Origin of the sequence: Aureivirga marina (genome assembly GCF_015767265.1) — a bacterium.
Lineage (GTDB): Bacteria > Bacteroidota > Bacteroidia > Flavobacteriales > Flavobacteriaceae > Aureivirga > Aureivirga marina.
This window is the reverse complement of sequence record NZ_JADPIB010000005.1, coordinates 95,843-122,227: the sequence shown is the minus strand read 5'-3', so window position 1 is coordinate 122,227 and position 26,385 is coordinate 95,843. Positions and strand designations below refer to the sequence as shown.

Here is a 26,385-nt window from a genome sequence, read left to right as displayed (position 1 = left end):
TTTAGGATTGTTTTAAAAAGATTTAGTAAATTTCTTAATACCAGATAAAGAAGAAGTCAAAATCTTAAAGAAAAAGGGATTTTAAAGCTTTAAAATTTTGTTAAAAACAAAAGAACGCCAATTTCTCCTAGATTAAATTATAATGCTTTGATAAATAAATGTAATTTTGTCGACGCTTCTTTTTAGAGGTATTAATGTTTAATAGATTTTTTGAAAATAGATATGGAAAATAAGGAAAATAAAGAAGATTTTTATAAAAAATTAAAGACAAAATTAGACGAAACGACAACATTTCCTGCGAAATACATGTTTAAGTTTATTGCTCCAGGAGATGGAAAACAAATAGCTGAAATTGAAGCAAAATTCAATCATATGGGAGCTGTTATTAACACAAAAAAATCTAAAACAGGAAAATATATCAGTATTTCTATTGTTGCGAATATGAAAAGTTCGGATGAAATTATTACGAAATATAAAGAACTAGAAGGAATTGAAGGAATTATTTCTTTATAATAAAATATTTTACGTTTTCCTTCGTACTATTTAATAGTAAACTTAAAAGAAAGTAAAAGTTTTAGGTTGAAAATAATAGATGAAATATAAGATTAAGTGAAAAAATATTACAAGCTTCAATTTTTTTTATAGAAAGGTTGAATAAAAAGTGATAATTTGCAATTTATGTTAATGAATTTTTACTTTTGTATTCTATCAAAAATAAGCAAACTATGATATTAAAAAGACTTTGTATCGCTACTTTTTTAGCATTATCAATTTCTGCAACAGCACAAGAATTAGAGAATAAAGAATTATTTACAATAGATTCTAAACCTATATATACAAGTGAGTTTTTAAGAGTTTTTCATAAAAATTCGAATGTTGTAAATGAAGAAAATAAAAAAGATGTAAAAGAATATTTAGAGCTTTTCATCAATTATAAATTAAAAGTAATTCAGGCTGAAGAAAAGGGATTAGATACGCTTTCTAATTTTAAAAGAGAATTTAAAAAATATAGAGAGCAATTAGCAGAACCTTATTTAAAAGATACGAAAGTTACAGAACAATTAGTTCAGGAAGCCTATAATCGTACGGTTCAGGAAGTTAATGCAAGTCATATTTTAATTTTAGTAAAACCAGATGCTTCTCCACAAGATACTTTAAAAGCATATAATAAATTAATAAAAGCTAGAAAAGAAATTTTAGCTGGAAAATCATTTGAAACAGTAGCAAAAAAATATTCAGAAGATCCTTCTGTAAAAGAAAATGGAGGAGAATTAGGATATTTTTCAGCGTTTAATATGGTATATCCATTTGAATCTGCTGTTTATAATTTGAAAGAGGAAGATGTTTCGATGCCTTTTCGAACAAAATTTGGCTATCATATAGCGAAAGCAAATAAGTTCAGAAATTCAAAGGGAGAAGTGGAAGTGGCACACATTATGATAAAGAATGAACTGCCAGATGCAAAGACTAAAATTGACGAGTTGTATAAGCAAATTAAAGATGGTGAAGATTTTGGTTATTTAGCGCAAAAACATTCGGATGATAAATTTAGTGCTAAGAATAAAGGATTACTTCCAAAGTTTGGTTCAGGGAGAATGTTAGAATCTTTCGAAAATACTGCATTTTCTATGAATGAGCCTGGAAAAGTATCGGAGCCATTTCAAACACAATATGGTTGGCATATTGTAAAATTAATCAAGAAATATCCAGTTCCACAATTTGAAGATTTAAAAGACTTTTTAAAGACAAAAATTGAAAGAAGTGATAGAGCTCAAATTGTAGGAAATACGGTTTTAAATAGATTAAAAAAGCAATATAAAATCCAAGATAATTTTGAGCAAGTTGCTAATTATACAAATTGGAGAGAACGTAAAGGGAATTTCAAGTCGATTTTAGTAATCAATGACAAAAATATTTCAGAAGATATTTATTACAAATATTTGTATAAAACTAGACAACAAAGTAATAGAACTTCCTTTGATCGATTTAAGAATAAGCAAGTCACAAATTATTTCAAAGAAAATTTACATTTGACAAATAAAGAATTTGCTGGAACAATTAAAGAATATCGTGAAGGATTATTATTGTTTGATTTATTACAAAAACAAGTTTGGGATAAATCTGAAAAAGATTCGATTGGTTTAAAGACATATTTTGATACACACCAAAATAAATACCAATGGGATGATAGAGCAGATGTGATTATTGCAAGTTCTACGGATGAAGCGAAAATTAAAAAGGTAAGAAAAGCATTAAAGAAAAATCAAGACATTGCAAAATTGAAAGATATATTTAATGCAGATAAAAACTCTATTGTTTTATTCAAAGAAGGAACTTTTGAAAAGAAAGAAGGAGTTTTACCAGAGAAATTAAAGTTTAAAAAAGGAGTTTCAAAAGTATTAAAAGAACATAAAAATCAATTTGTTGTTGTTTTTGTAAAAGATATTTTAAAAGCATCACCGAAAAAGATGGAAGATGTAAGAGGGCAAGTAATTAGTGACTACCAAGGTTATATCGAAAAAGAATGGGTGGATAATTTAAGAAAGCAGCATGAGATTGTTGTAAACAAAGAAACCCTTCAGGAAATTATAAATCAAGAAAAGAATAAATAGTGTTTAAAAGAATAGTATTTTTCATTTTTATAGGTATTTTTGTTTCTTCTTGTAAATATTTAAGTTTAAAAGAAGAAGATAAGAGAGAATTTGTAGCAAAAGTTCATGATAAGTTATTGTATAAAGATCAATTAGTGGAAGATTTACCAGCTAATTTATCCAAAGAAGACAGTATTTTATTTGTGAATAGTTATATTAATGAATGGGCAAAGAAACAGTTATTGCTAAAAAAAGCAGAAACGAATTTAGAAGAAGAATCGGAAAAATATGATCGATTAGTTCGAGAATATCGTGAGGATTTATTTATTAATTCTTATAAAGAAGCTGTAATTGCACAAGAATTAGATACCATTGTAACAAACGAGCAAATCAACTCTTATTTTGAAGAAAATAATAGAAATTTCAAGTTAAATGAAGCTCTTGTAAAATTGAAATACATTAGTTTTGGAAACGATGTAATTAATAAAGATGAATTTGTAACCCTATTTAAGTCGAGTAAGAAACAAGATTTAGATAGTTTATTAACGAAAAAACTGGAATTTAACTATTATTTTTTAAATGATTCAGCTTGGATAAAACTATCGGATGTTTATAAAAAAATTCCTTTTTTAAGAAAGAAAAATAAAGAAGGAAAAATAATCAAAAAAGAAAGTTTTATCGAACAAAAAGATTCTTTAACAACGAATTTAATATATATAAAAGACGTATTGGAAAGAAATAATTTAGCACCAATAAGTTATATTAAACCGACAGTAAAGCAAATCATTTTGCAAAAAAGAAAGCTAGAATTATTAAAAGAAATCGAAGAAACATTATTTGATGATGCACGAAAGAACAAACAATTTGAAATATACAAGCAAAAAAATGAATAGAAATATTTTATTTATAGCATTTATGCTATTTATGTACATTGCTAACGCTCAGAATGGAAAGCAGAAAATTGATGGAGTTGCTGTAGTTGTTGGTAAGAATATTGTTTTAGATTCTGATATTGAGAAATTTAAACTTGAATTAGAACAAAAAACGGAAGGGAAAATAAAAATTACAGATTGTGAAATGTTGGAAGAAATTATGAAACAAAAACTTCTTGCACACCATGCTGTTATTGATAGTGTACCTGTAAATAGTGAAGCAATTGAATCAGAAGTTACTCGTAAAATAGATTATTTAGCTGGGCAATTAGGAGATGCGCAAAAAGTTGCTGAATATTACGGATTTGATGATGAAGCAGATTTAAGAAAAGAATTATTTGAAATTCAAAAAGAACAAACATTAATTCAAGGAAAAGAAAGCGCAATTGTTGAAAATTTAGATGTTACTCCTGAAGAGGTAAACAATTTTTACCAAAACTTAGTGAATGAAGATGCAGTTCCAGAATTTGGAACGGAAATCGAAATGGCACAAGTTGTTGTTTATGTACAAACTCCTGTTGAGGAAGAAACTAGAATTATCACAAAATTAAAACAATACAAAAAAGAGGTTGAAGAAGGAGCAAGTTTTAGAACAAAAGCGATTTTATATTCTCAAGATCCAGCTGTAACACAACAACCTGTTTATACAATTACAAAAGAATCTCCTTTTGTGAAAGAATTTAAAGAAGTTGCTTTTAGTTTAGAAGAAGGAGAAATTTCAGATCCTTTTAAAACAGTTTTCGGATATCATATTATTCAAGTTGCTAAAATTAGAGGTCAAGAATTGGATGTGATGCACATTTTATTACAACCTAAAATCTCTAATGAACAATTACAAAAAACAGGAGAGCTTTTGGAAGGAATTCGTGCTGATGTTTTAGCAGGAAAAACTACTTTCGATGAAGCTGTTAAAGAATATTCAGAAGATAAAGAAACTAAAAATAGTGGAGGAATTATCATTAATCCTTCTACAAACGGAACTTATTTTGAATTATCTCGTTTGGTTGATGCTGAACTTTACAAAAGAATTAGCAATCTTCAAAAAGGAGAAATTTCTGAACCATTTTTTGAAAGAACTAGAACAGGAGAAAATATGTTCAAGATTATTTTGATTAAAGATAGAATTGAACCTCATAAAGCAACTTTAAGCAAAGATTATATCAAAATCCAAGAGTTAACACTTGCTAGAAAGCGTGAAGAAACTATTAACAAATGGGTAGAAGAAAAAATTGAAGATACTTATATCAATGTAAGTGATAAATTTAAAGGTTGTGAGTTTAAAAGTAATTGGGTAAATAAATAATTTAAAAATATGTCAGACGTAGCTGCTGTGAATCAATTGGTAGAGAAATTTACCAAATTAAAGAAAGAGATTTCTAAGAAAATTATCGGTCAAGAAGAAGCGGTAAACCATGTTTTGTTATCTATTTTTAGTGGAGGACATTCCCTTTTAGTTGGTGTTCCTGGTTTAGCAAAAACATTATTAGTTAATACAGTTTCTGAAGCTTTAGGTTTAGATTTTAAAAGAATTCAGTTTACACCAGATTTAATGCCTTCTGATATTTTAGGAAGTGAAATTTTGGATGAAACTAGAAATTTTAAATTTATAAAAGGACCTATTTTTAGTAATATTATTCTTGCTGATGAGATTAATAGAACTCCGCCAAAAACACAAGCTGCACTTTTAGAGGCAATGCAGGAAAGAGCAGTTACAGTTGCAGGACATCATTATAAATTAGATTTGCCATTTTTCGTATTGGCAACTCAAAATCCAATCGAACAAGAAGGAACATATCCTTTGCCAGAAGCACAATTGGATAGATTTATGTTTTCTATCAATTTGGAATATCCATCTTTTGAAGAAGAAGTTTTAGTTGTAAAAAATACAACTTCAGATGAAGAAGTAAAAATTTCACCTTTATTTTCTCCAAAAGAAATCATAGATATTCAACATTTAATTCGTCGTATTCCTGTAGCTGATAACGTTGTGGAATATGCGGTAAGATTGGTTTCTAAAACTAGACCAAATACTGCAAATGCACACGAATTAGTTAATGAATATATTGATTGGGGAGCTGGTCCAAGAGCTTCACAAAATTTAATTTTAGCAGCTAAAGCAAATGCGGCAGTTAATGGAAAATTCTCTCCAGATATGGAAGATGTGCAAGCTGTAGCAACTTCTATTTTAAGACATAGAATTGTGAAAAATTACAAAGCAGATGCAGAAGGAATAACAGAAGATGATATCATCAAGAAATTATTCTAACTTAAAAATATAGAATAAAAAAGCTCCATCAAATTGATGGAGCTTTTTTTATTTGCGTTGGAATAAATATTTTAAATTTTCTAGATCTTTATTTTGTAAAATTCTAGTTTCAATTTCTGAAATGATTTCATTTTTCCATTTTTGATTATGAATTTTAGAATATTTCAAAGCATTTTTGAAATCGTTATTTTCTATGGAACAATGAATGATGATATTGCTTGCTTTTCGAGCTGTTGGAAAATTATTTTTATATAAAATTGTGGCATATTCAAATGCCTTTTTATAATCTTTTGAAGAGAAATAAGCTTCGACTAATAATAAATCAATGTTTTTATCTGGATAAAATGTTTTCGCTTTTTTGAAATAATCAATGGCAATTTCTCGATTTTTTTCTTCTCTTAAAAATAACTTTCCATGATTTTTTAGAATTTTAGAATATTCGAAATCGATTTCAGGTTTTGCTTTTTTACTTAATTTTTCAATTATTATTTTCTGTTTTTCAATGATTTCTTCATCAGAAAAATATAATTTTCCACTATTTGTAGCATTTTGTATGGTATGATTTGTCCATTCATAATAAGTATTATAAATCGTTTCTGAAACAGTGAAAAGTCGATTTGTAAGCATTTCACCATTGGAATGAACAATGAAAATTGGAAATGAAAAAAGGGTGATAATTAAACTTGGATAAAAAACTTTTTGATTAAAATCGATATTTTTTTCTATTTGTTTACATAATAAAACGATAAAAACTAAAAATAAAGGCGCAGGAAAAGAGAATAAATCCCAATCCATTTGCATGCTTATAAGTGGGTTTACTACAAAAAATAAACTTACAAAAAGAAAAAGAGCTGTTCCACTAAAAATAAGTTCAGGTTGGTTCCAATTCATTTTTTTTCTGAAAATAACAACCAATGAAATACATAAAAACAAAGCAACTGGACTCCAGATGAATATTTCTAGAAAATAATCTGAAAAATGTTGAAAACTCAACATATTATAGGTGTCTAAAGGAGGTTTAGGTGAAATTAATGGAAGAAAAATATGTTCATATTCTTCTGCTGTTTTTGCTAGAGAACGTGAATCATTATAATCTTTTAAAATGAAAAAATAAACAATTGCTCCAAGAATAAAAATTGGACTTAAAAGAAAAATTCCGACTTTTTTCCAAGTAATTTTTTGAGTGAATTTATAGAAAATGCCTGTAAATAAAATTGGAATAAATAAAACAGCAACTGGATGTAATTTTAAGCAAAGTAATAGTAGCAAAAAAAGAATTGTTAAGTTTTTCCAAGTGAAATTTTTAGAAAAGTGAATAAAAGTTGTAATCCATAAAAGATTAAAAAATAGAACAGGAGCATTGATTTCAATATGTCCAAAAAAGTTTAGCATGAAAGGAGCGAAAATTCCCATAATTGCTAAAAGAAATTGAAGATTTCCTTTATGAATATGTTTTTTTACAAATTGTAGCCAAACAAAAATAAATCCAAATCCAAAAATGAAATTTTGGATGTAAAAAGCAGTTTTATAAGTTACTTTGAAAAAATAAGCAATGTAAGTGATAATTGCTAAAATCGTTTTTTGTCCGTCCCATGGATTTAAACCAAAATTGAAAAAAACTTCATTTGCGCCATCAGGAATTTTCGTGATTTTATTTTCTAGATGTTTATTTAAAAGATACGATTCTCCATAATAATCAAAAGCCATCGGAAAAATAAAAGTTGCTATAGAAAATATTAAACTGATGCTAAAAACCAATTTAAAATTCAGTTGAAAATCTTGAAAAGGAGTTTCTTTATTAGATTGTTTCCACCAAAGAAAAGCTAAAAATCCACTTAAAAGAAGAAAAAATAATTTTCCAAAAGTTGGAAGAAAAGCTAAAAAATGAGTTGTCCAAAAGATGTTAGGAAATATAATCCCTAAAAGAAAAAAGGAAATAATTCCTAAGGAAGTGAGAGTAATTATGTAAGAGTTTTTCATGCTTTATACCAAAATAAAACTAATTTTTAAAATGTATTGACGTTTTTAATTTTTTTCAACAAAAGCTCAAAGATAATTTTTTATTAATTATTTCATAAAAAAATATTAGTATGTTTGCGATTAAATTATAATTAAGATTAAATATTTCATTATTCATAAATAGTAATTTTTCGATTGCTATAAATAATGTTAAAAAAATAAGGAAAGAATAAAAATTTAAAATAATTTAAAATTAATTAAACCTTTCTTTATTAAAATAGTCTAACGTTGATTACTAACTTTAAATTTATATATATGATTAAAAAATTACTCTTTTTTTCTTTATTCCTTTTATGTGCTATAGGTCATGCACAAGTAGGAGTTTATCAAGCTGGTTCCCATGCTGGTGCAAGTAATACTACAGGAGATTATAATGTTTTTGTTGGAGATTCTGCTGGATATTCTAATACTTCTGGAAGAAACAATGTTTTTTTAGGATATAGAGCGGGAAAAACACTTTATAATGATTCTGATTGGGTTATTATAGGAACAGATGCAGCAAAAGATGCTGAAGATGGTTTTGATAACGTAATTATTGGAACAAGAGCAGGTTATAATCATCATGATGGTGATGCTGTTTTTATTGGAACAGATTCTGGATATTATAATACAGATGGAGGAGATAATACATTTATTGGTGAAACATCTGGATATAGAAACACAACAGGTGATGATAATACATTTATTGGAGAAGATGCAGGTTATAATAATTCAACTGCAAGTGATAATACATTTGTAGGTAGTCAAGCAGGTTATAGAAATACTACAGGATATCGAAATGCCTTTTTTGGAACTAACGCTGGTTGGGATAATACTACAGGTTATTGGAATACAGCAGTTGGAGATTCTGCAATGGTAGATAATTCAACAGGAATTAAAAATACGATGATTGGTCATGCTGCTGGTGCTGCTACGGAATATGCGTCATTTAATACATTTATAGGAGCATATGCAGGATATGACAACAATAGAACAAATAACCAAAATGAAGCACAACACAATACATATGTAGGTGTGCATGCAGGATCTTCAAATAGAGAAGGATCTAGAAATGTTGTTATGGGAGCTTTCGCTGATTTTACTTCAGTTGGAACAGGAACTCATAATCAAGATAATGTTTTAATTGGATACGATATTGAGCTTTATGGAAGTGGTTCTAATGGAAGACAAAGAAATATAGGAATAGGATCTTATGTTGATTTGAGAAGTCATGATCAAATAGGTTTGGGATATAATGTAGACATAAGTGGAAATAAAAGTATTGGAATTGGAAATTATTTAGATATAAATTCGCAGAATACAACAGGGATTGGTTACGAAACTTATATGAATGGGCAATATTCTGTTGCTTTAGGACTTCAAGATACAATTACAGCTACAAATTCTATTGCAATCGGATATAAAACTTCAGTTAAATCAGCTTATTCAACAGCAATTGGAGATCAAGTAAAAATTGGTGAAGGACAAACATATGCAACAGCAATTGGAGCAGGATCTTCAGCAGATTGTTCAAATTGTTTAGTTTTAGGAGGAGATACGGATGCTACGAAAGTTAGAATTGGATTAGGAACTACAAATCCAAATCAATATGCTTCTTTAGATTTATCAGCAAAATCAGAAGGTTTACTTTTAAATAGATTTACTACAAGTGAGAGAACTTCTTTTGAAAGTAGTTTATCTGAAACAGAAGCTGGACTTTTACTTTATGATACGGATGAAGGAAAAACGTATTTATGGAATGGAACAGATTGGGCAGTAACGGATGATTCAGATAACCAAGAATTAAGTATTGCTAATAATAAAATTTCGATTACAAATAGTTCAAATCAAATTGATTTAGCACCATATTTAGATAATACAGATAACCAAAACTTAGCTTTAAGTGGAAATGAATTGACAATTTCAAATGGAAATTCTGTAAACCTAGCAACTTATTTAGACAATACAGATTCACAAAGTCTAACTTTAACAGAGAATGAATTAAGTATTTTTAATGCAAATTCAGTTGATTTATCAAAGTATTTAGACAATACAGATGCGCAGACTTTAAGTTTTGGAGACAATTTATTGACGATTTCTAACGGAAATACAGTTGATTTTACAAGTTATTTAGATAATACAGATGAACAAGATTTAAGTTTGAGTGGAAATGTTTTAAGCTTAACAAATGATGCAACTTCGGTAGATTTATCAAAGTATTTAGATAATACAGATGCACAAACTTTAGTTGTTGGAGATGGATTATTAACGATTTCTAATGGAAATACAGTTGATATGGCTGAGTTTTTAGATAATACGGATAATCAGACTTTAGGTTTGACTGAAAATACATTATCTATTTTAAATGGAAATTCGGTAGATTTATCAAAGTATTTAGACAATACAGATGCACAGACTTTAAGTTTCGGAGATAATTTATTGACGATTTCTAACGGAAATACAGTTGATTTTACAAGTTATTTAGATAATACAGATGAGCAAGATTTAAGTTTAAGTGGAAATGTTTTAAGCTTAACAAATGATGCGACTTCAGTTGATTTATCGAAATATTTAGATAATACGGATAATCAGACATTAGAATTTGGAGATGGGTTTTTGACGATTTCAAATGGAAATTCTGTAAACATGACAGAATTTATGGATAATACGGATAATCAAACATTAAATTTAAGTGAGAATACGTTAGCGATTTTAAACGGAAATTCAGTTGATTTATCAGGGTATTTAGATAACACAGATAATCAGAATTTAGCTTTAGATGTAAATACATTAAGTATTGCGAACGGAAACTCTGTTGATTTATCAGGATATTTAGATAACACAGATAATCAGAATTTAGCTTTAGATGTAAATACATTAAGTATTGCGAACGGAAACTCTGTTGATTTATCAGGATATTTAGATAATACAGATAATCAGAACTTAGCATTAGATGTAAACACATTAAGTATTGCAAACGGAAATTCAGTTGATTTATCAGGATATTTAGATAATACAGATAATCAAAACTTAGCTTTAGACGTAACAACATTAAGTATCGCGAATGGAAACAATATTGATTTATCTGGATTTATGGATAATACAGATAATCAAAACTTAGCTTTAGACGTAACAACATTAAGTATCGCGAATGGAAACAATATTGATTTATCTGGATTTATGGATAACACAGATAACCAAAATTTAGCATTAGATGTAAATACATTAAGTATTGCAAATGGAAACTCTGTTGATTTATCAGGATATTTAGATAACACAGATAATCAGAATTTAGCATTAGATGTTACAACTTTAAGTATCGCAAACGGAAATAATGTTGATTTATCTGGCTTCATGGATAATACAGATAACCAAAATTTAGCATTAGATGTTACAACATTAAGTATCGCGAATGGTAACAATGTTGATTTATCTAGCTTCATGGATAATACAGATAATCAGAATTTAGCATTAGATGTAAATACATTAAGTATTGCAAATGGAAATTCAGTTGACTTATCAGGATATTTAGATAATACAGACAATCAGAATTTAGCATTAGATGTAACTACATTAAGTATTGCAAACGGAAATAATGTTGATTTATCAGGATTTATGGATAATACAGATAATCAAAATTTAGCATTAGATGTTACAACATTAAGTATTGCTAACGGAAACAATGTTGATTTATCAGGATTTATGGATAATACAGATAATCAGATATTAGAATTTGGAGATGGATTCTTGACAATTTCAAATGGAAATTCTGTAAACATGACAGAATTCATGGATAATACGGATAATCAAACATTAAATTTAAGTGAGAATACTTTAGCGATTTTAAATGGAAATTCAGTTGATTTATCAGGATATTTAGATAACACAGATAATCAAAATTTAGCATTAGATGTAAATACATTAAGTATTGCAAACGGAAATAATGTTGATTTATCTAGTTTTATGGATAATACAGATAATCAGAATTTAGCATTAGATGTAAATACATTAAGTATTGCGAATGGAAACAATGTTGATTTATCAGGATTTATGGATAATACAGATAATCAAAATTTAGCATTAGATGTAACTACATTAAGTATTGCAAACGGAAATTCAGTTGATTTATCTGGATTCATGGATAACACAGATAACCAGAATTTAGAATTTGCAAATGGTGTATTAACAATTTCAAATGGAAATTCTGTAGATATGACAGAATTCATTGATAATACAGACAACCAAAACTTAAATTTAGAAGAGAATACATTAAATATTTCTAATGGAAATTCAGTTGATTTATCAAATTATTTAGATAACACAGATGATCAAGTTTTATCTTTAAGTGCTAATAATTTAAGTATTGAAGGAGGGAACACTGTAAACTTAGAAAATTATTTAGACAATACAGATGAGCAAAATTTAGAATTAAATGGTTCTGAATTGACAATTTCTAATGGAAACACAGTTAATTTAGCTTCTTTATTAACAGAGGTAAATGCTACAATGGAAAATATGCAAACTACTATTGATATTTTAGAAGAAGAATTAGTAGATGCAAAAGATAGAATTTCGGAATTAGAGAAATGTGCTTGTTTGGATGAAAATGATTTAAATATTATTTCAAACGAAGATTCAATTCAAGGTCCAGCTCTTTATCAAAATACACCAAATCCATATGAGGAAGAAACGCAAATTAAATTTTATATTCCTACAGGTGTAAAAGCAGCTTACTTAAAAATTAAGGATAATTCAGGGAAAAATATTCAAAGAATTGAATTATCTGGAAGAGGTGAAAGTTCAATTGTTTATGATAAAGGTTATTTAGCTTCAGGAGTTTATTACTATTCTTTATATGTAGAAGGAGTAAAAGTCGATACGAAGAAAATGATCGTAAAATAAATATAAAAACATAAAAGTATTTTGATCAGTGAATGTTGGTCAAAATACTTTTTTTAATATGCAATCCCCAAAAATTATTTCTAATCAAACATTCAAAATCTAAAATTAAACTTAAAAAATGAAGAAAAAATTATTAGCAATTTTATTAGTTGCTTTGGGAATTAATGAAGGTGTTTCACAAACTTTTAATGAAGATGTAAAAATTAGTGGAAGCTTAGGAATCGGAATGGATATCGGAACACCTACTTTTGGATTTGATACTTTTATTTTAAAAGAAAATAACTTAAGAATCTTATTTGACGATACAAGTGGAACAGCAAATTTTGCTGCAAATGATTGGAGAATTTCTATCAATGATACTTCAAATGGTGGAAAAAGCTTTTTTAGTATTGATGATGTAACAGGTTCTAAAGTACCCTTTTATATTTTAGCTGGAGCAAAAACAAATTCTTTATACTTAGGAGCAAATGGGCATGTCGGATTAGGAACGGATAATCCTTTGATGGAATTACATTCTGTTACTGGTGATACTCCAACAATTCGTTTAGAACAAGATAATTCTTCTGGTTGGGGAGCTTACACTTGGGATATCGCTGGAAATGAAACTAACTTTTTTATTCGTGATGTTGGAAATGGTAAACTTCCTTTTAAGATTTTTCCAGGAAATAAAGATAATATTTTCACTATAAAAAATGATAAAGTTGGAGTCGGAACAAATAATCCTTCAGCAACTCTTCATGTAAATGGATATATGAGACTTCAAAATACATCTACTCCAGAATCTCCAAATGCTGGTGATGTTTATTTTGATAGTGAAGATAATAAGTTTAAAGCTTATGATGGTACTGTTTGGCAAGTTTTAGAATCTAACACAGACGCACAAGATTTAAGTTTAAATGAAAATATTTTAAGCTTAACAAATGACGATTCTACAGTAGATTTATCAAGTTATTTAGATAATACAGATAATCAAGAGTTAACTTTAGAAGGAACTTATGTTGGGATTTCTAATGGAAATACAGTTGATTTATCTAGTTTTATGGATAACACAGACGCACAAGATTTAAGCTTAAATGAAAATGTCTTAAGCTTAACAAATGATGATTCTACAGTAGATTTATCAAATTATTTAGATAATACAGATGAGCAATATTTAGAAGTAAGTGGAACTCAATTAGCAATTTCTAACGGAAACACAGTTGATTTATCTGGATTAATGGATAATACAGATAATCAAGAGTTAAGTTTAACTGGAAATGAGCTATCAATTACAGGAGGAAATTCTGTAAACTTAGAAAGTTTCGCAAATACAGATGAACAATATTTAGAATTAAGTGGAACTCAATTATTAATTTCTAATGGAAACACAGTTGATTTATCTGGATTAATGGATAATACAGATAATCAAGAGTTAAGTTTAACAGGAAATGAACTTTCTATTGCAGGAGGAAATTCTGTTAATCTAGAAAATTTCGCAAATACAGATGAACAATATTTAGAATTAAGTGGAACTCAATTAGCAATTTCTAATGGGAATACAGTGGATTTAGCAAGTTTATTAACTTCTGTAAATGAAAATATTTCAAATTTACAAACAACTGTATCTAATTTAGAAAGTGAAGTTGAGGTTTTAACAAATTCAAATATAGAATTGTCTGCAACTGTTGAAACCTTAGAAGAGCAATTAATCATTGCTAATGAAAAAATTACAGCATTAGAAGAATGTGCTTGTTTGGATGAAAGCGATTTAAACATTCCTTCAGAAACAAGAATTCAAATGCCAATGCTTTATCAAAATACACCAAACCCATACGAATCGGAAACACAAATTAAATTTTATATTCCGAAAAATATTGGAAAAGCATATTTGAGAATTAAAGATAATTCAGGAAAAAATATTCAAAAAATTGAATTACATGGTAGAGGAGAAAGTCATATTGTTTATGATAAAGGATTCTTAGCTTCTGGAGTTTATTTTTATTCTTTATATGTTGACGGTGTTAAAGCAGATACAAAAAGAATGATTGTAAAATAAATCAATATAAAAATCCCGGAGTAAGCAAACAACTTCGGGATTTTCCTTTAGAATTAGAATAAAAAACTTAATATATAAACTATTTTTTTGCTAATTTTCTTAAAGCTACCCATTGTTTAAGCATTTCTCTCGATTCGCTTGCTGGATAACCTAAAACTGTTTTTCCTGCTGGAACATCGCTAATTACTCCAGAACCAGCTCCAACTGTAACTCCAGAATGTAATGTAACATGATCTTTAATAGAAGCACTTCCACCAATTATAACACCATCTCCTAAAGTAACAGAACCAGCTAAACCACTATGTCCTGCCATGATACAATAACGTCCCATTACAGAGTTGTGTCCAATTTGAACTAGATTATCGATTTTACATCCATCGCCGATAACAGTTGCGCTAAATTTTCCTCGATCAATTGTTGAATTAGCTCCAATTTCTACATGATTTCCAATTTCTACATTTCCAATTTGTGGAATTTTAACTAGATTTCCAGAAAAATCAGGTCTAAATCCGAAACCATCCGCACCAATACTTACATTGTTATGAATGATACAATCTGTTCCCATTTTTGTTCTTTCACGAATTACAGCTCCAGACCAAATGGTTGTATTTTTTCCAATTGAAGAGTCATCTAAAATCGTCACATTTGGATATAAAGTAACGTTATCACCTAATGTCACACGTTTTCCAACGTAACATCCAGCTCCAATTTTACATCCAGCTCCAATTTGAGCAGATTCATCAATAATAGCTGTTGGGTGAATATCAGAAGAAAATTCAGGAAGTCTAGGCGCGAAAATCTCTAAAATTTTCGCCATTGCTAAATCCGCATTCTTAACTTTGATAAGTGCTTTGTTTTCAATTTGTTCTACATCTAAATTCTCGCTAACAATAGCAACAGAAGCAGATGAAGATTTCCAAAGATTTGCATATTTTGCATTTCCAATAAATGTAATATGATTTTTCTTTGCTTTTTCCATTTGTTCAGGACCTTCAATAATTTGATCTGTGTGACCAATGATTGTTCCTTCTAACAAATCGTTGATTTGATTAATAGTAAATGAATTCATTCCGTGGGGTATATGAATTAGTTAGTGAGTCTGTCTTATTAGTTTTATAACGTATAAAAAACTAATATTTGCAATAATAAAATAAAATATTTTAATTTTTATAATATTTCAAAAAAAAATATTTCTCTTAAATTATATTATGAAAAATTCTTTAGTTTTTTTATTAAATTATAAATAGATAATCTTTTGATGAATAGAAGATTAAATTTTATTTTATGTAAAGCATTAATTTTGTAAAAAAAGTAAGTATCACTACAAAATGTTAAAACACAAAAAAAATAATTCAGATTTTATAGAGAAAATATTCGGAAATGCTGAGGAAAAATATTTTAAAAAAGGAGAAATAATTAGTCCAATTGGATTAATTCACCAACATTTTTATTATGTAGAAAAAGGTTTTGTTCGTATTTATTTTTTAGATTCTAAAGGAAATGAAATTACACAATGGTTTTCTGATAAAGGTGATATGGCAGGAATTTTATCAAGTTTTGTGAAAGGACAATCAAGTATTTATTGCATGGAAGCTTTGGAAGACACTGTTTTAAAAGTGATTAGTAAAGAAAAATTTGAAGAAATTAGAAAGACGACTCCTGCTGTTCAAGAAAGTTTGATGAATATGTTAATTGAAATTACATTGCATTTAAGTGATAAATTGATTGAAACTAGAGTGAAAACAGCTAAAGAACGTTATGAGAAATTATTAAAAGAATATCCTACCATTTTTCAAAAAGCTTCTCTTGGACATATTGCAACTTATTTAGGAATTACACAGCAAAGTTTAAGTAGAATTAGAGCAAATTAACAATAATAGCATCGTTTTTTACCAAAAGGTAAATTTTTATTGTAAAGACTAAAATAACTTTGTAATAGAAAATTAATACACGATGATCTTTGAAAGTAAAACTACACTTAATTTAATAGGTTTAATGATTAGAGATGTTATTCTGACATTTCTAATTTTGGTTTTTTGGAAGTATATAAACAACTTGTCTATCACTTCAAATTCCATTTTATTTGATAGTGCCAGTGTTCTAGTAGGAATTTTTTCCGGCTATATAATTTGTAGATTCCTGCATGAATGGGGACATTATTTCGCAACTAAATATTATGGAGCAGTTTGTCATTTGTATCCAATCTCCAAATTTGGTAAAATCTTCGAATATGATATGGAGAAGAACAATGAGAAACAATTTGCTGCTTTAGGTTGGGGAGGGACATTTGCGCATTGGTTAATTATGTTTCTTTTTTTGTTTTTATTGGATGGAAATAGTTACGGAAATGTTGCTATTCAATCTGGTGCAATAGGATATGTTGTAACTGCAAGTATTATAGAATTACCTGTAATTATTCGACATTTATTTGGAGAACCAAGTTATGAAGCGTATAATTTTAATCGAAAATTTATCATAACATTAGATAAATCTAAAACTTTGAAAATAGGAGGGATTATTGGTATAGTTGCCATAATTATTTCATTCTTTCTATTGAAAAACATATTGTGAATCTAGTAGAGATGGTTAAGGAATAAGGTGGTTTTAGAGTCGTTGTAAAATCACCTTTTTCCTTAGCTTTATTTGAAAAAAAGTACATTTCATAAAAAAGTTTTTCATACTATTGTACCGAAAATAAATTAAAAAAATTAATAAGGTTTTTTTGAATTTATAATTGTAGAGTTAGCCAATTTGACTTTTATTTTATGTAAAAGGAAAATCACTTTAAAATAAGTGGTTTTAGTAAGAGTTTATGTCTTATGAGGGTGAAACCAATTTGGAGTTTTGCCCTTTTTTTATGGAGCAAATCGAAATGAAGAAAATAATTTAACCACATTAAAGCTTTTGAAATTGAATCTATTGAATTAGAATTACAAAGAATAAATTTTTAGAATATTTGACGTCAATAAATTCTCCTTCAAAAGCTAACTAAGTGGTTTTGATTGCGCTTGATTACATAGCAATCGAATTGATTGAATTTGAGATAAATTATAATTAAACCAGAAATGCACCGAGTAATAGTACACAGTATAGAGCACATTGTAAATAAAATGTTACTCTATGTTTTTCTATATTTTTTACGATTAAAATTCTTGTGATAATAAATAAATGTAAAACAGCAATAACTGTAAAAAGCAAGATAAATTTAATGTTGTTTGGATCTGTATTTAGATTATACATTGTAAAACAAACTGAAAACATCATAATTGTCCAAAATGCTGTCGTGATGTATTTTGCTTTTTTCTCTCCATAAATAATTGGTAATGTTTTTCTTTCATTTTCAGAATCTACTTTTATATTTCTAAAGTCATCTAAAACACTTGTAAAAGCAACCCAAATGGAAATAATAAAAGCCCAATAAATTAATGGAGAAGTATCGTTTTGAATGATAAGCCATGCTGGAATTAATTGTGTGATTGTTCCTAATCCTTTGGCAATTATATTTTTTGTAAACCAATGTTTATCTCCACCTTTTGCGTTAATCCAAAATGTTACTAGTATCCAAAGAGCCGTCCAGCTTAAAATTTTTAGATGCCAACCTAAAAATATAAAGATTAAACTGAAAACAATATAACGTTGCCATGCTTCTTCTTTCGTAATTTTCCTAATCGAAGTTGGTAAACTAGGCAATGTAATTTTCTCTTCTTCATTTTTATAAATCTGACTTAAAATTGCATTAGAGTAGATATAAAGGGAAAAGTAAAGAATTCCAATAAAAAAGTTTGAAAGATTTGCGTTCTCAAAATCATAGAATACAGCAGCAGACATGAAAATTGAAGTCGAAAATACGCCCAATAATAAATCTCTTTTAGTGAAATTCCAAAGCAATTTTAATTCGTTTAAAATAAACTTTGGTGTGTCAAAAAATGTCAAAACAATACTTCGTGCCATTTAAAAATACTTTTTCTTTTTAACGTCAACGAAATTACAGAATGTGACTTTCTTGTGAAATAGTTGAAAATGGTGAAATTTCTCACGGTTACCAGATTTCCGTTACATCAATTTCCGTTATTCCTGTAAAAATATATGGTTTTTCTTTATTTTGAAGAAATATACCCAATTCAGAGATATTAATTTCTAAATTAGTTCTTTGTGTTTGAATTTTTAAAAAGTGAATGCAATGTTTTTTTATTTCTTTATATAAAAGGTGTATTAATGAATAATTTTTTAAAAATCTAATTTTGAATTTTTAGATTCATTTCTTTCCAATTTTTAGATCTTTTCAGTTGTAACAAATAATAAATATTCATTTTGATTTTTCAATTAATCATAAAACTATTTTAAATATAATTCGTTCTTGTTTTTGAATTTCTTAAACATAATTATATTCGAAAGGAAAGAGTAATTAACTTAAAATCTCCAAAAAACTATCGAAATTTCTTTTTTAGAATAAAACTTCATTTTATCAGATTTACTAAAAAACAAATTTTCACAGGATTTTTCCATACCAAATGGCAATATTTTTCGACGAACATTTATGTAAAAAATCTTAAGAAAAGTTTAACATGGTTGCATATGCAACTAATTAAACCAATAGGATAAATTTGCGTCAAAACTTCATGAAAATGATATTTGAACATACGATTCTTCCATGGGTTGGAAAGACAGGAAAATTACTTGGTTGTTTTATCAATGATCGATTTCAAGAGAACGAAATTCCATTGACAAGAGAGCAATGGGTTTTGTTGATTAAACTTTCTGGATTGGAAGGTGTTCCACAGCACGATTTGGCTTATATCACAGAAAGAGATAAAACTTCTTTAACTCGTTTGATTCAAACGATGGAAAAAAAAGGTTTTGTCAAGCGAAAAGCTGCAAAAAATGATCGTCGTGTCAATTTGGTTTTTATGACAGAGAAAGGAAATGAAATATATCAAAAATCACTTCCTGTAATGGAATTGGTGATTGAATTATTACAAAAAAATATTTCAGAAGAAGAAATAGTCACAACAATTAAAACTTTACAAAAACTTCAAACTAACATTAAAGAATTTAATCAAACAAACAATGAGAAAGTATAGTAGTATCATACTAGGTGTTTTATTGGTATTTGCGGCTTATTTTGTTGCAAAAACACTTATTGCTTCTAATAAAAAAGTAAAACCTCAGCCTAAAATTCAATTGCCAATTGCATTTACAGAAGTGGTGGAAAATAAAACTGTTCCGATCATTTTAGATGTAAATGGTAGCATCATTGCAAAACAAAAAATTGAATTGTTTTCAGAAGTACAAGGAATCTTTGAAGGTTCTAGCAAAGAATTTAAGGCTGGAACAAAATTCAGAAAAGGAGATATTATTTTACGAATTAATAGTGATGAACATGAAGCAAACTTACGTTCTGAAAGAAGTAAATTCTTTAATGCTTTAACTGCAATTATGCCTGATATTCGTTTAGATTTTCCAAATGATTTCCAAAAATGGGAAAGCTATTTGAAATCTATCAATATTAATAGAACCATTCCTAAACTTCCAGAAACAACTTCTGATAAAGAGAAATTTTTTATCTCTGGTAGAAATGTTTTCGCTTTATATTATAATGTAAAAAATCTAGAAGAACGTTTTTCTAAATATATAATTAGAGCTCCATTTAATGGAATTCTAACAGAATCTCTTGTAAATCCTGGAGTTTTAGTTCGAACTGGTCAAAAATTAGGTGAATTTATTAATCCAACTACTTACGAAATGGAAGTTGCTGTAAATGCTTCTTTTGCTTCTTTCTTAAAAGTTGGAAATACAGTAGAACTTCAAAATTTGGAAGATACAAAAACGTGGGTAGGAAAAGTAGTAAGAATTAATGGGAAAATTGACCAAAATTCACAAACAGTTACTGCTTACATTGAAGTTTCTGGAGATGATTTAAGAGAAGGAATGTATTTGGAAGCTTCTTTAAAAGGAAAAGAAGAAGAAAATGCTTTTGTTGTTGAAAGAAGTTTACTTGTAGACAAAACTAAAATTTTTGTTTTAGAAGGTGATGTTTTAAAACTAAAAGAAATTACACCTGTTTTTTATAATAAAGAAACTGTTGTTGTAAAAGGATTAGAAGAAAATTCTACAGTGATTGCTAAACCAATTCCGAATGCGATTGAAGGAATGAAAGTGATGCCAAAAACTAAATAATAAATAGAAAACATGAAGAAAGTTATAGCATATTTTATCAAATATCCAGTTGCTGTAAATGTATTGATGTGGGCATTTATTATTTTTGGATTGATTGGTGTTTTCTCAATGAAATCGTCTTTCTTTCCACTAACGGAATCACGAAACATCAGTATCAATGTTGCATATCCTGGAGCTTCTCCCGAAGAAATGGAAGAGGGAGTTGTATTAAAAATTGAAGATAATTTAAAAGGAATTGTCGGGATTGATCGTGTTACTTCTGTATCAAATGAAAATAGCGCACAAATTACGATTGAAATTGAACGAGGAAAAAATATTGATGTCGTTCTTTCTGATGTAAAAAATGCAGTGGACAGAGTTCCGTCTTTTCCTACAGGAATGGAGCCACCAATTATTGCTAAAATTGAAAATATTCGTGAAACAATTACTTTTAATGTAAGCGGAAATAATGTTTCATTGGCTTCTCTAAAAAATTATGCAAGGAAAATTGAGAATGATATTCGTGGAATGGAAGGAATTTCACAAGTGGAATTAAGAGGTTTTCCTGATGAAGAAATTGAAATTGCTTTAGATGAAGCAAAATTAAGAGCTTATGATTTATCATTTAACGATGTTTCAAATGCGGTAAGAAATACAAATATTCTTGTTACAGGTGGACAAATTAAAACAAGTTCTGAGGATTATTTAATTCGTGCTAGTAATCGTGAATATTATGGTGCGGATTTATTAAACTTAATTGTTCGTTCAGAACCAAACGGAAATACCATTCGTTTAAAAGATATTGCTTCTGTTTCGGACACTTGGTCTGAAAACCCAGATCGTGTTTATTTTAATGGAAATGCTTCTATTGAAGTTGGTGTAAGTAATACAAATAATGAAGATTTATTAAGTAGTGCTGCAAAAATTAAAGATTATATAGAAGAATTTAATGCAACACATGATAATATTCGTTTAGATGTTGCAAATGATGCTTCAATTACTTTACAACAGAGAACAATGTTATTGACGGAAAATGCAATTATGGGAGTAATTTTAGTTTTATTCTTTTTATCGATTTTCTTAAATCCACATTTGGCTTTTTGGGTTGCAGCCGGAATTCCAGTTGCCTTTTTAGGAATGTTTATTTTCGCTGCGCAATTAGATATTACAATTAATGTACTTTCCCTTTTCGGAATGATTATCGTTCTTGGTATTTTAGTAGATGATGCTATCGTAATTGGAGAAAATATTTACCAACATTATGAACGAGGAAAATCGCCTGTACGAGCTGCAATTGATGGAACCATGGAAGTAATTCCACCAATTATTTCTGCAATTTTAACAACAATTCTTGCATTCTCAACTTTCTTCTTTTTAGATGGTCGAATCGCTGATTTCTTTAGTGAAGTTTCTTCTGTTGTAATTTTAACATTAGCCGTTTCGCTTATTGAAGCTTTAATTATTCTTCCTGCACATATTGCACATTCAAAAGCTTTATCTAAAAATAAAGCAAGAGGAAAGAATCCACTTGTAATGCTTTTTGAACGATTAAATCATTATGGAGAAAGATTTATTGATGTTATCAGAGTTCGTGTATATGGACCTGTGTTAAAATTCTTTTTGAAAAATCAGTTTTTAGGATTTGCAATTCCAATTACTTTATTAATCTTAAGTGTTGGAGCTATTGGAGGAGGAATTGTAAGAACTTCTTTCTTCCCATCTATTGCAAGTGATCGTGTTTCGATTAATCTTAAAATGCCACAAGGAACAAATGAAAAAACAACAGATTCGATTATTTCTGTAATTGAAGATGCAGTTTGGCGTGTGAATGATGATTTTACGAAAAAACAAACAGGAAATTTACAAGTTGTTCAAAATACAATTAAAAGAATTGGTCCTGGAGCTTCGAATGCTTCTATAAAAGTAAATTTATTACCTGGAGAGGAAAGAGATTTTTCTTCACCAGAAATTACAAATGCGATTCGTAAAGCGACAGGAAGAGTTGCAGGAGTGGAATCTTTAACTTTTGGTTCTGGAGGAAACTTTGGAGGAAGTCCTGTTGCGATTTCTCTTTTAAGTAATAATAATAAAGAATTAACAGCTGTAAAAAATGGATTAAAAGCAGAATTATTAAAAAATAGTTCATTAAAAGATATTGCAGATAATGATCCAGAAGGAATTAAAGAAATTAAAATTGATTTAAAAGATAATGCTTATGCGCTTGGTTTAGATTTACAAACTGTGATGAGTCAAGTTCGTAATGGTTTCTTCGGTTTTCAAGCACAACGTTTTCAGAGAGGACAAGATGAAATTAAAGTTTGGGTTCGTTATGATAAAGAAAACCGTTCTTCAATTCAGAATTTAGATAATATGTGGATTAACACGCCACTAAATACAAAAGTTCCTTTCCGTGAAATAGCAACATATGAAATCGAAAGAGGAGAAGTTTCTATTAATCACTTAAATGGAAAAAGAGAAATTCAAGTGACAGCAGATTTACAATCTCCAGATGATTCCGCAACAGAAATTTTACAAGAAATTCGTACGGAAATTATGCCACAACTTTTAGCTGAAAATCCAAATGTTACTGTTTTATATGAAGGGCAAAGTAGAGAAGCAAATAAAACTGTTTCTACAGCAAAATCGGCTGGAATAGTTGTTTTAGCTTTAATATATATTGTAATTGCTTTTACATTCCGTTCGTATGTGCAACCATTATTATTGATTTTGATGGTTCCTTTTTCAATGATTGGAATTGTAGTTGGACATTTTGTTCATGGATTTTCTATTAATATTCTTTCTTGGTTAGGAATTATTGCACTGGTCGGAATTATGGTAAATGATGGTTTGGTTTTAATTGGAAAATTCAATGGTTATCTAAAAGAAGGAGAAAAATTTAACGATGCACTTTACAAAGCTGGAGTTTCTCGTTTTAGAGCAATTTTCTTGACTTCTTTGACAACAGTTGCAGGTTTAGCTCCTTTATTATTAGAAAAAAGTAGACAAGCACAGTTTTTAAAACCAATGGCAATTTCAATTTCTTATGGAATTACAGTTGCTACTTTATTAACACTTTTAATGTTACCACTTTTACTTTCTGTTTCTAATAGTATAAAAGTATTTACGAAGAGAATTTGGACAGGTCAAAAAGTAACAAGAGAAGAAGTAGAACAAGCGATTATTGAGCAAAAAAATGAAGAAGAAGATTATGAAGATTAAACAAATAATACTAGGAATTGGATTGCTTTCTTTTTCAAGCATTTTTGCACAAGAAACAATCTCTTTAGAAAATGCTGTAGCAAAAGCATTGGAAAACAATTATGATATTCAGATTGAGCAAAACAATGTGGAAATTGCTGAAAATAATGCTGGAATTTTAAATTCGGATTATTTACCAAAAGTTACAGCAAATGCAGGATATAGTTACAGTAAAAATAATATTACAAATAAAAGAGAAGGAGAACCAGAAATTAGTATAAATGGAGCCACGACAAAAGGATATAATTCGTCGATTGGAATAGATTACACACTTTTTGATGGTTTTGGGCGAAAATATAATTATCGAAAATTAAAAGAAACTAGAAACCTTTCGGAATTACAAGCTCGTTCTTTGATTGAAGAAACGATTTTAAGTTTGGCAACAGAATATTACGAAGTTGCTCGTCTGACAAAAAACTTAAATAGTTTAGAGGAAACTTTAGAGATTTCAAAAGACAGATTGAAGCGAACACAATATAATTTTGATTACGGTCAAAATACAAAACTAGATGTGTTAAATGCAGAAGTTGATGTGAATAATGATAGTATTAATTATTTAAATACAAGAACACAACTAGAAAATGCGAAGCGAAATCTGAATAATATAATGGGAATTAATGCTTCTATTGCTTATGAAGTAGAACCAGAAGTGATTCATGCGATTGATTTATCAAAAGATAATATTAAATCGAGTGCTTGGAAAGAAAATGTTTCGGTTTTACAAGCAAATAAAAACATTGAATTGCGAAGATATGACACGAAGATAAGTGAATCAGGTTTTTATCCAACGCTGAATGTTTCTGGAAGCTATCAATACAATCAATCGGAGAATTTTGTGATTTCTGGAATTAATGACCAACAAACGAACGGATTTAATTTAGGTGTAAATCTTTCTTGGAATATTTTTGATGGAGGAAGAACAAAAGTGCAAAAACAAAATGCAAAAGTAAACGAAGATATTGTACAAATTCAAAAGCAACAATTGGAGCAAAATTTGGATATCACAATTGAAAATTCTTGGAATAATTATCAAAATGCTTTGTTTGTTTTAGAAGCACAACGAAAAAATGTGATTACAAATCAACACAATTTTGAGCGATCAAAAGAACAATATAATTTAGGGCAAATTACAAGTATCGATTTTCGCCAAGCGCAGATCAACCTTTTAAACGCTGAGGTAGATTTAAACAAGGCGATTTTCGATGCAAAAAACGCTGAACTTGCTTTAAGACAATTGGAAGGAAAACTACTTTCGGTGTTTTCTGAATGATGTAACGAATATTTATTATTTATTTCGAAACGTGAAAAACCCTCTTTTGGAGGGTTTTTTTGTTTGGTGAAATATTTTTTAAATAGATAATGAACCTAAATAATAAGAATCAAATTTGTTATTTAAATTTTTATCTTCAAGAAAGTCAACAGAATAATTTTCATTTGAAGAATAAATATTTATATAATTTGAAGTATTTTCAAAAATAATGTCTTTAGCAGAATTTTGAGTAATTGTATCATAATCATTATAAGAACTATAATCTAAATTTTTTGAAGGCGCTTCACCAATAATAATTATTTTAGGCTTCATGATATCTAACCATTGTTTTGGAATTTTTCCACTTTTTCTTCCATGATGAGGCGCAAATAATACATCAATATTTTTGGGTAAACTAACATCATCAAGTATCTTATTCATGAAATCATTTTCTAGATCTCCCATCCAAATATATTGAATTCCAGATTCAATAGAATAGCTAAAAATAGGAGAAATATTGTTTGGGCTCTCTCCATTTTTAGCCTTTTTTAAAGCCTCTTTATAATCTTTGTTTGTGGTACTTGGCCAATGAAAATTTATACCAGAACTTCCTGTTTTCTCACATGATAAATTCATCCATTTACGAGAACAATTTTCTTCAACAAAAAAGGTATTTTCTTTTGCTCTTAGATTTTTATACCTAACGAATCCATCTGTTTCATCATTTTTTGTTGCTTCGTTTTTGACACAATAAAAATTTATAATAGATAGTTCATCATCTAGATAATTTAAATTTTGAATGTGATCTTCATCTGGATGTGTTGAAATAAATCGATGTATGCCATTATTATTTATTTTTTCTTTTAATTCATTTACAATTTTTTCTTTATTGCTGTCATCTAGACAACAATCAATCATAGTGAAATTATCAGAAAAATGATCAATATAAAACATATCACCATTTCCTACAGAAAAGGATTTTACTATACTCATAATTA

At 28.3% G+C, this 26,385-nt stretch carries 17 protein-coding genes; 13 read left to right on the top strand and 4 right to left on the bottom strand.

All coding sequences use genetic code 11. The annotated features are described in order from the left end of the window. Positions 1–222: 222 nt before the first annotated feature. The 5 genes from I1A51_RS11715 to I1A51_RS11695 all read left to right on the top strand — a co-directional run bounded on the left by I1A51_RS11715 (position 223) and on the right by I1A51_RS11695 (position 5,789). Positions 223–513 carry a DUF493 family protein gene (locus I1A51_RS11715; protein WP_196894115.1) on the top strand — a complete coding sequence of 97 codons (291 nt, stop codon included), beginning with the start codon at positions 223–225 and terminating at the stop codon, positions 511–513. Positions 514–725: 212 nt separating this feature from the next. Continuing rightward, on the top strand, positions 726–2,612 hold the full coding sequence (locus tag I1A51_RS11710; RefSeq protein ID WP_196894113.1) for a peptidylprolyl isomerase: 1,887 nt from the start codon (positions 726–728) through the stop codon (positions 2,610–2,612). Next, positions 2,612–3,484, top strand: coding sequence for a hypothetical protein (locus I1A51_RS11705; protein WP_196894111.1), 873 nt, complete (start codon positions 2,612–2,614; stop codon positions 3,482–3,484). The genes I1A51_RS11710 and I1A51_RS11705 overlap by 1 nt, the downstream gene beginning before the upstream one ends. Further along, positions 3,477–4,826, top strand: a complete 1,350-nt coding sequence (locus I1A51_RS11700) for a peptidylprolyl isomerase (protein WP_231374022.1) — start codon at positions 3,477–3,479, stop codon at positions 4,824–4,826. Before I1A51_RS11705 ends, I1A51_RS11700 begins: the two co-directional genes overlap by 8 nt. A 9-nt stretch (positions 4,827–4,835) precedes the next feature. Further along, positions 4,836–5,789, top strand: a complete 954-nt coding sequence (locus tag I1A51_RS11695) for an AAA family ATPase (RefSeq protein ID WP_196894109.1) — start codon at positions 4,836–4,838, stop codon at positions 5,787–5,789. 48 nt (positions 5,790–5,837) lie between these two features. Here the strand turns inward: I1A51_RS11695 and I1A51_RS11690 are convergent, their stop codons facing one another. Beyond that, positions 5,838–7,769 (bottom strand): tetratricopeptide repeat protein, encoded by a 1,932-nt coding sequence (locus I1A51_RS11690; protein ID WP_196894107.1) that lies wholly within the window; start codon positions 7,767–7,769, stop codon positions 5,838–5,840. Between the two features lie 294 nt (positions 7,770–8,063). On the opposite strand from I1A51_RS11690, the gene I1A51_RS11685 reads away from it, so the two are divergent. Together I1A51_RS11685 and I1A51_RS11680 are read left to right on the top strand one after the other, a co-directional pair. After that, positions 8,064–12,689 carry a beta strand repeat-containing protein gene (locus tag I1A51_RS11685; protein WP_196894105.1) on the top strand — a complete coding sequence of 1,542 codons (4,626 nt, stop codon included), beginning with the start codon at positions 8,064–8,066 and terminating at the stop codon, positions 12,687–12,689. Between the two features lie 118 nt (positions 12,690–12,807). After that, a complete protein-coding gene (locus I1A51_RS11680) occupies positions 12,808–14,724 on the top strand; it encodes a hypothetical protein (protein ID WP_196894103.1) in 1,917 nt (638 codons plus the stop codon). Between the two features lie 79 nt (positions 14,725–14,803). Here I1A51_RS11680 and lpxD read toward each other — a convergent pair whose 3' ends face one another. Continuing rightward, entirely contained in the window at positions 14,804–15,793 is a 990-nt protein-coding gene (lpxD, locus tag I1A51_RS11675) for a UDP-3-O-(3-hydroxymyristoyl)glucosamine N-acyltransferase (protein ID WP_196894101.1), read from the bottom strand. Between the two features lie 259 nt (positions 15,794–16,052). Here lpxD and I1A51_RS11670 point away from each other — a divergent pair, with 259 nt between their 5' ends. Continuing rightward, positions 16,053–16,595, top strand: coding sequence for a Crp/Fnr family transcriptional regulator (locus I1A51_RS11670; RefSeq protein WP_196894099.1), 543 nt, complete (start codon positions 16,053–16,055; stop codon positions 16,593–16,595). Positions 16,596–16,959: 364 nt separating this feature from the next. Further along, entirely contained in the window at positions 16,960–17,295 is a 336-nt protein-coding gene (locus I1A51_RS11665) for a hypothetical protein (protein ID WP_196894097.1), read from the top strand. Positions 17,296–17,778: 483 nt separating this feature from the next. On the opposite strand, the gene I1A51_RS11660 is transcribed toward I1A51_RS11665, so the two are convergent. After that, a complete protein-coding gene (locus I1A51_RS11660; protein ID WP_196894095.1) occupies positions 17,779–18,675 on the bottom strand; it encodes a UbiA family prenyltransferase in 897 nt (298 codons plus the stop codon). A 668-nt stretch (positions 18,676–19,343) separates the two neighbouring features. On the opposite strand from I1A51_RS11660, the gene I1A51_RS11655 reads away from it, so the two are divergent. From I1A51_RS11655 to I1A51_RS11640, 4 genes are read left to right on the top strand one after another with little or no spacing between them, the layout of a single operon-like run. Further along, a complete protein-coding gene (locus I1A51_RS11655; RefSeq protein ID WP_196894093.1) occupies positions 19,344–19,805 on the top strand; it encodes a MarR family winged helix-turn-helix transcriptional regulator in 462 nt (153 codons plus the stop codon). Continuing rightward, positions 19,792–20,901, top strand: coding sequence for an efflux RND transporter periplasmic adaptor subunit (locus I1A51_RS11650; RefSeq protein WP_196894091.1), 1,110 nt, complete (start codon positions 19,792–19,794; stop codon positions 20,899–20,901). Before I1A51_RS11655 ends, I1A51_RS11650 begins: the two co-directional genes overlap by 14 nt. Positions 20,902–20,913: 12 nt before the next feature. Further along, positions 20,914–24,099 (top strand): efflux RND transporter permease subunit, encoded by a 3,186-nt coding sequence (locus I1A51_RS11645; protein ID WP_196894089.1) that lies wholly within the window; start codon positions 20,914–20,916, stop codon positions 24,097–24,099. Then, the gene (locus I1A51_RS11640; RefSeq protein WP_231374021.1) at positions 24,074–25,408 is read left to right on the top strand and encodes a TolC family protein; all 1,335 of its coding nucleotides are present in this window, start codon (positions 24,074–24,076) and stop codon (positions 25,406–25,408) included. Before I1A51_RS11645 ends, I1A51_RS11640 begins: the two co-directional genes overlap by 26 nt. Positions 25,409–25,486: 78 nt before the next feature. Here I1A51_RS11640 and I1A51_RS11635 read toward each other — a convergent pair whose 3' ends face one another. After that, complete coding sequence (locus I1A51_RS11635) at positions 25,487–26,380, bottom strand: ComEC/Rec2 family competence protein (RefSeq protein ID WP_196894087.1); 894 nt, start codon at positions 26,378–26,380, stop codon at positions 25,487–25,489. Positions 26,381–26,385 lie beyond the last annotated feature (5 nt).

What these genes read in the sequence shown, in the direction of transcription:
- I1A51_RS11715 (WP_196894115.1), top strand. Translation starts at nt 223, where the DNA reads ATGGAAAATAAGGAAAATAAAGAAGATTTTTATAAAAAATTAAAGACA.
- I1A51_RS11710 (WP_196894113.1), top strand. Translation starts at nt 726, where the DNA reads ATGATATTAAAAAGACTTTGTATCGCTACTTTTTTAGCATTATCAATT.
- I1A51_RS11700 (WP_231374022.1), top strand. Translation starts at nt 3,477, where the DNA reads ATGAATAGAAATATTTTATTTATAGCATTTATGCTATTTATGTACATT.
- I1A51_RS11695 (WP_196894109.1), top strand. Translation starts at nt 4,836, where the DNA reads ATGTCAGACGTAGCTGCTGTGAATCAATTGGTAGAGAAATTTACCAAA.
- I1A51_RS11690 (WP_196894107.1), bottom strand. Translation starts at nt 7,769, where the DNA reads ATGAAAAACTCTTACATAATTACTCTCACTTCCTTAGGAATTATTTCC.
- I1A51_RS11685 (WP_196894105.1), top strand. Translation starts at nt 8,064, where the DNA reads ATGATTAAAAAATTACTCTTTTTTTCTTTATTCCTTTTATGTGCTATA.
- I1A51_RS11680 (WP_196894103.1), top strand. Translation starts at nt 12,808, where the DNA reads ATGAAGAAAAAATTATTAGCAATTTTATTAGTTGCTTTGGGAATTAAT.
- lpxD (WP_196894101.1), bottom strand. Translation starts at nt 15,793, where the DNA reads ATGAATTCATTTACTATTAATCAAATCAACGATTTGTTAGAAGGAACA.
- I1A51_RS11670 (WP_196894099.1), top strand. Translation starts at nt 16,053, where the DNA reads ATGTTAAAACACAAAAAAAATAATTCAGATTTTATAGAGAAAATATTC.
- I1A51_RS11665 (WP_196894097.1), top strand. Translation starts at nt 16,960, where the DNA reads ATGGAGAAGAACAATGAGAAACAATTTGCTGCTTTAGGTTGGGGAGGG.
- I1A51_RS11660 (WP_196894095.1), bottom strand. Translation starts at nt 18,675, where the DNA reads ATGGCACGAAGTATTGTTTTGACATTTTTTGACACACCAAAGTTTATT.
- I1A51_RS11655 (WP_196894093.1), top strand. Translation starts at nt 19,344, where the DNA reads ATGAAAATGATATTTGAACATACGATTCTTCCATGGGTTGGAAAGACA.
- I1A51_RS11650 (WP_196894091.1), top strand. Translation starts at nt 19,792, where the DNA reads ATGAGAAAGTATAGTAGTATCATACTAGGTGTTTTATTGGTATTTGCG.
- I1A51_RS11645 (WP_196894089.1), top strand. Translation starts at nt 20,914, where the DNA reads ATGAAGAAAGTTATAGCATATTTTATCAAATATCCAGTTGCTGTAAAT.
- I1A51_RS11640 (WP_231374021.1), top strand. Translation starts at nt 24,074, where the DNA reads ATGAAGAAGAAGATTATGAAGATTAAACAAATAATACTAGGAATTGGA.
- I1A51_RS11635 (WP_196894087.1), bottom strand. Translation starts at nt 26,380, where the DNA reads ATGAGTATAGTAAAATCCTTTTCTGTAGGAAATGGTGATATGTTTTAT.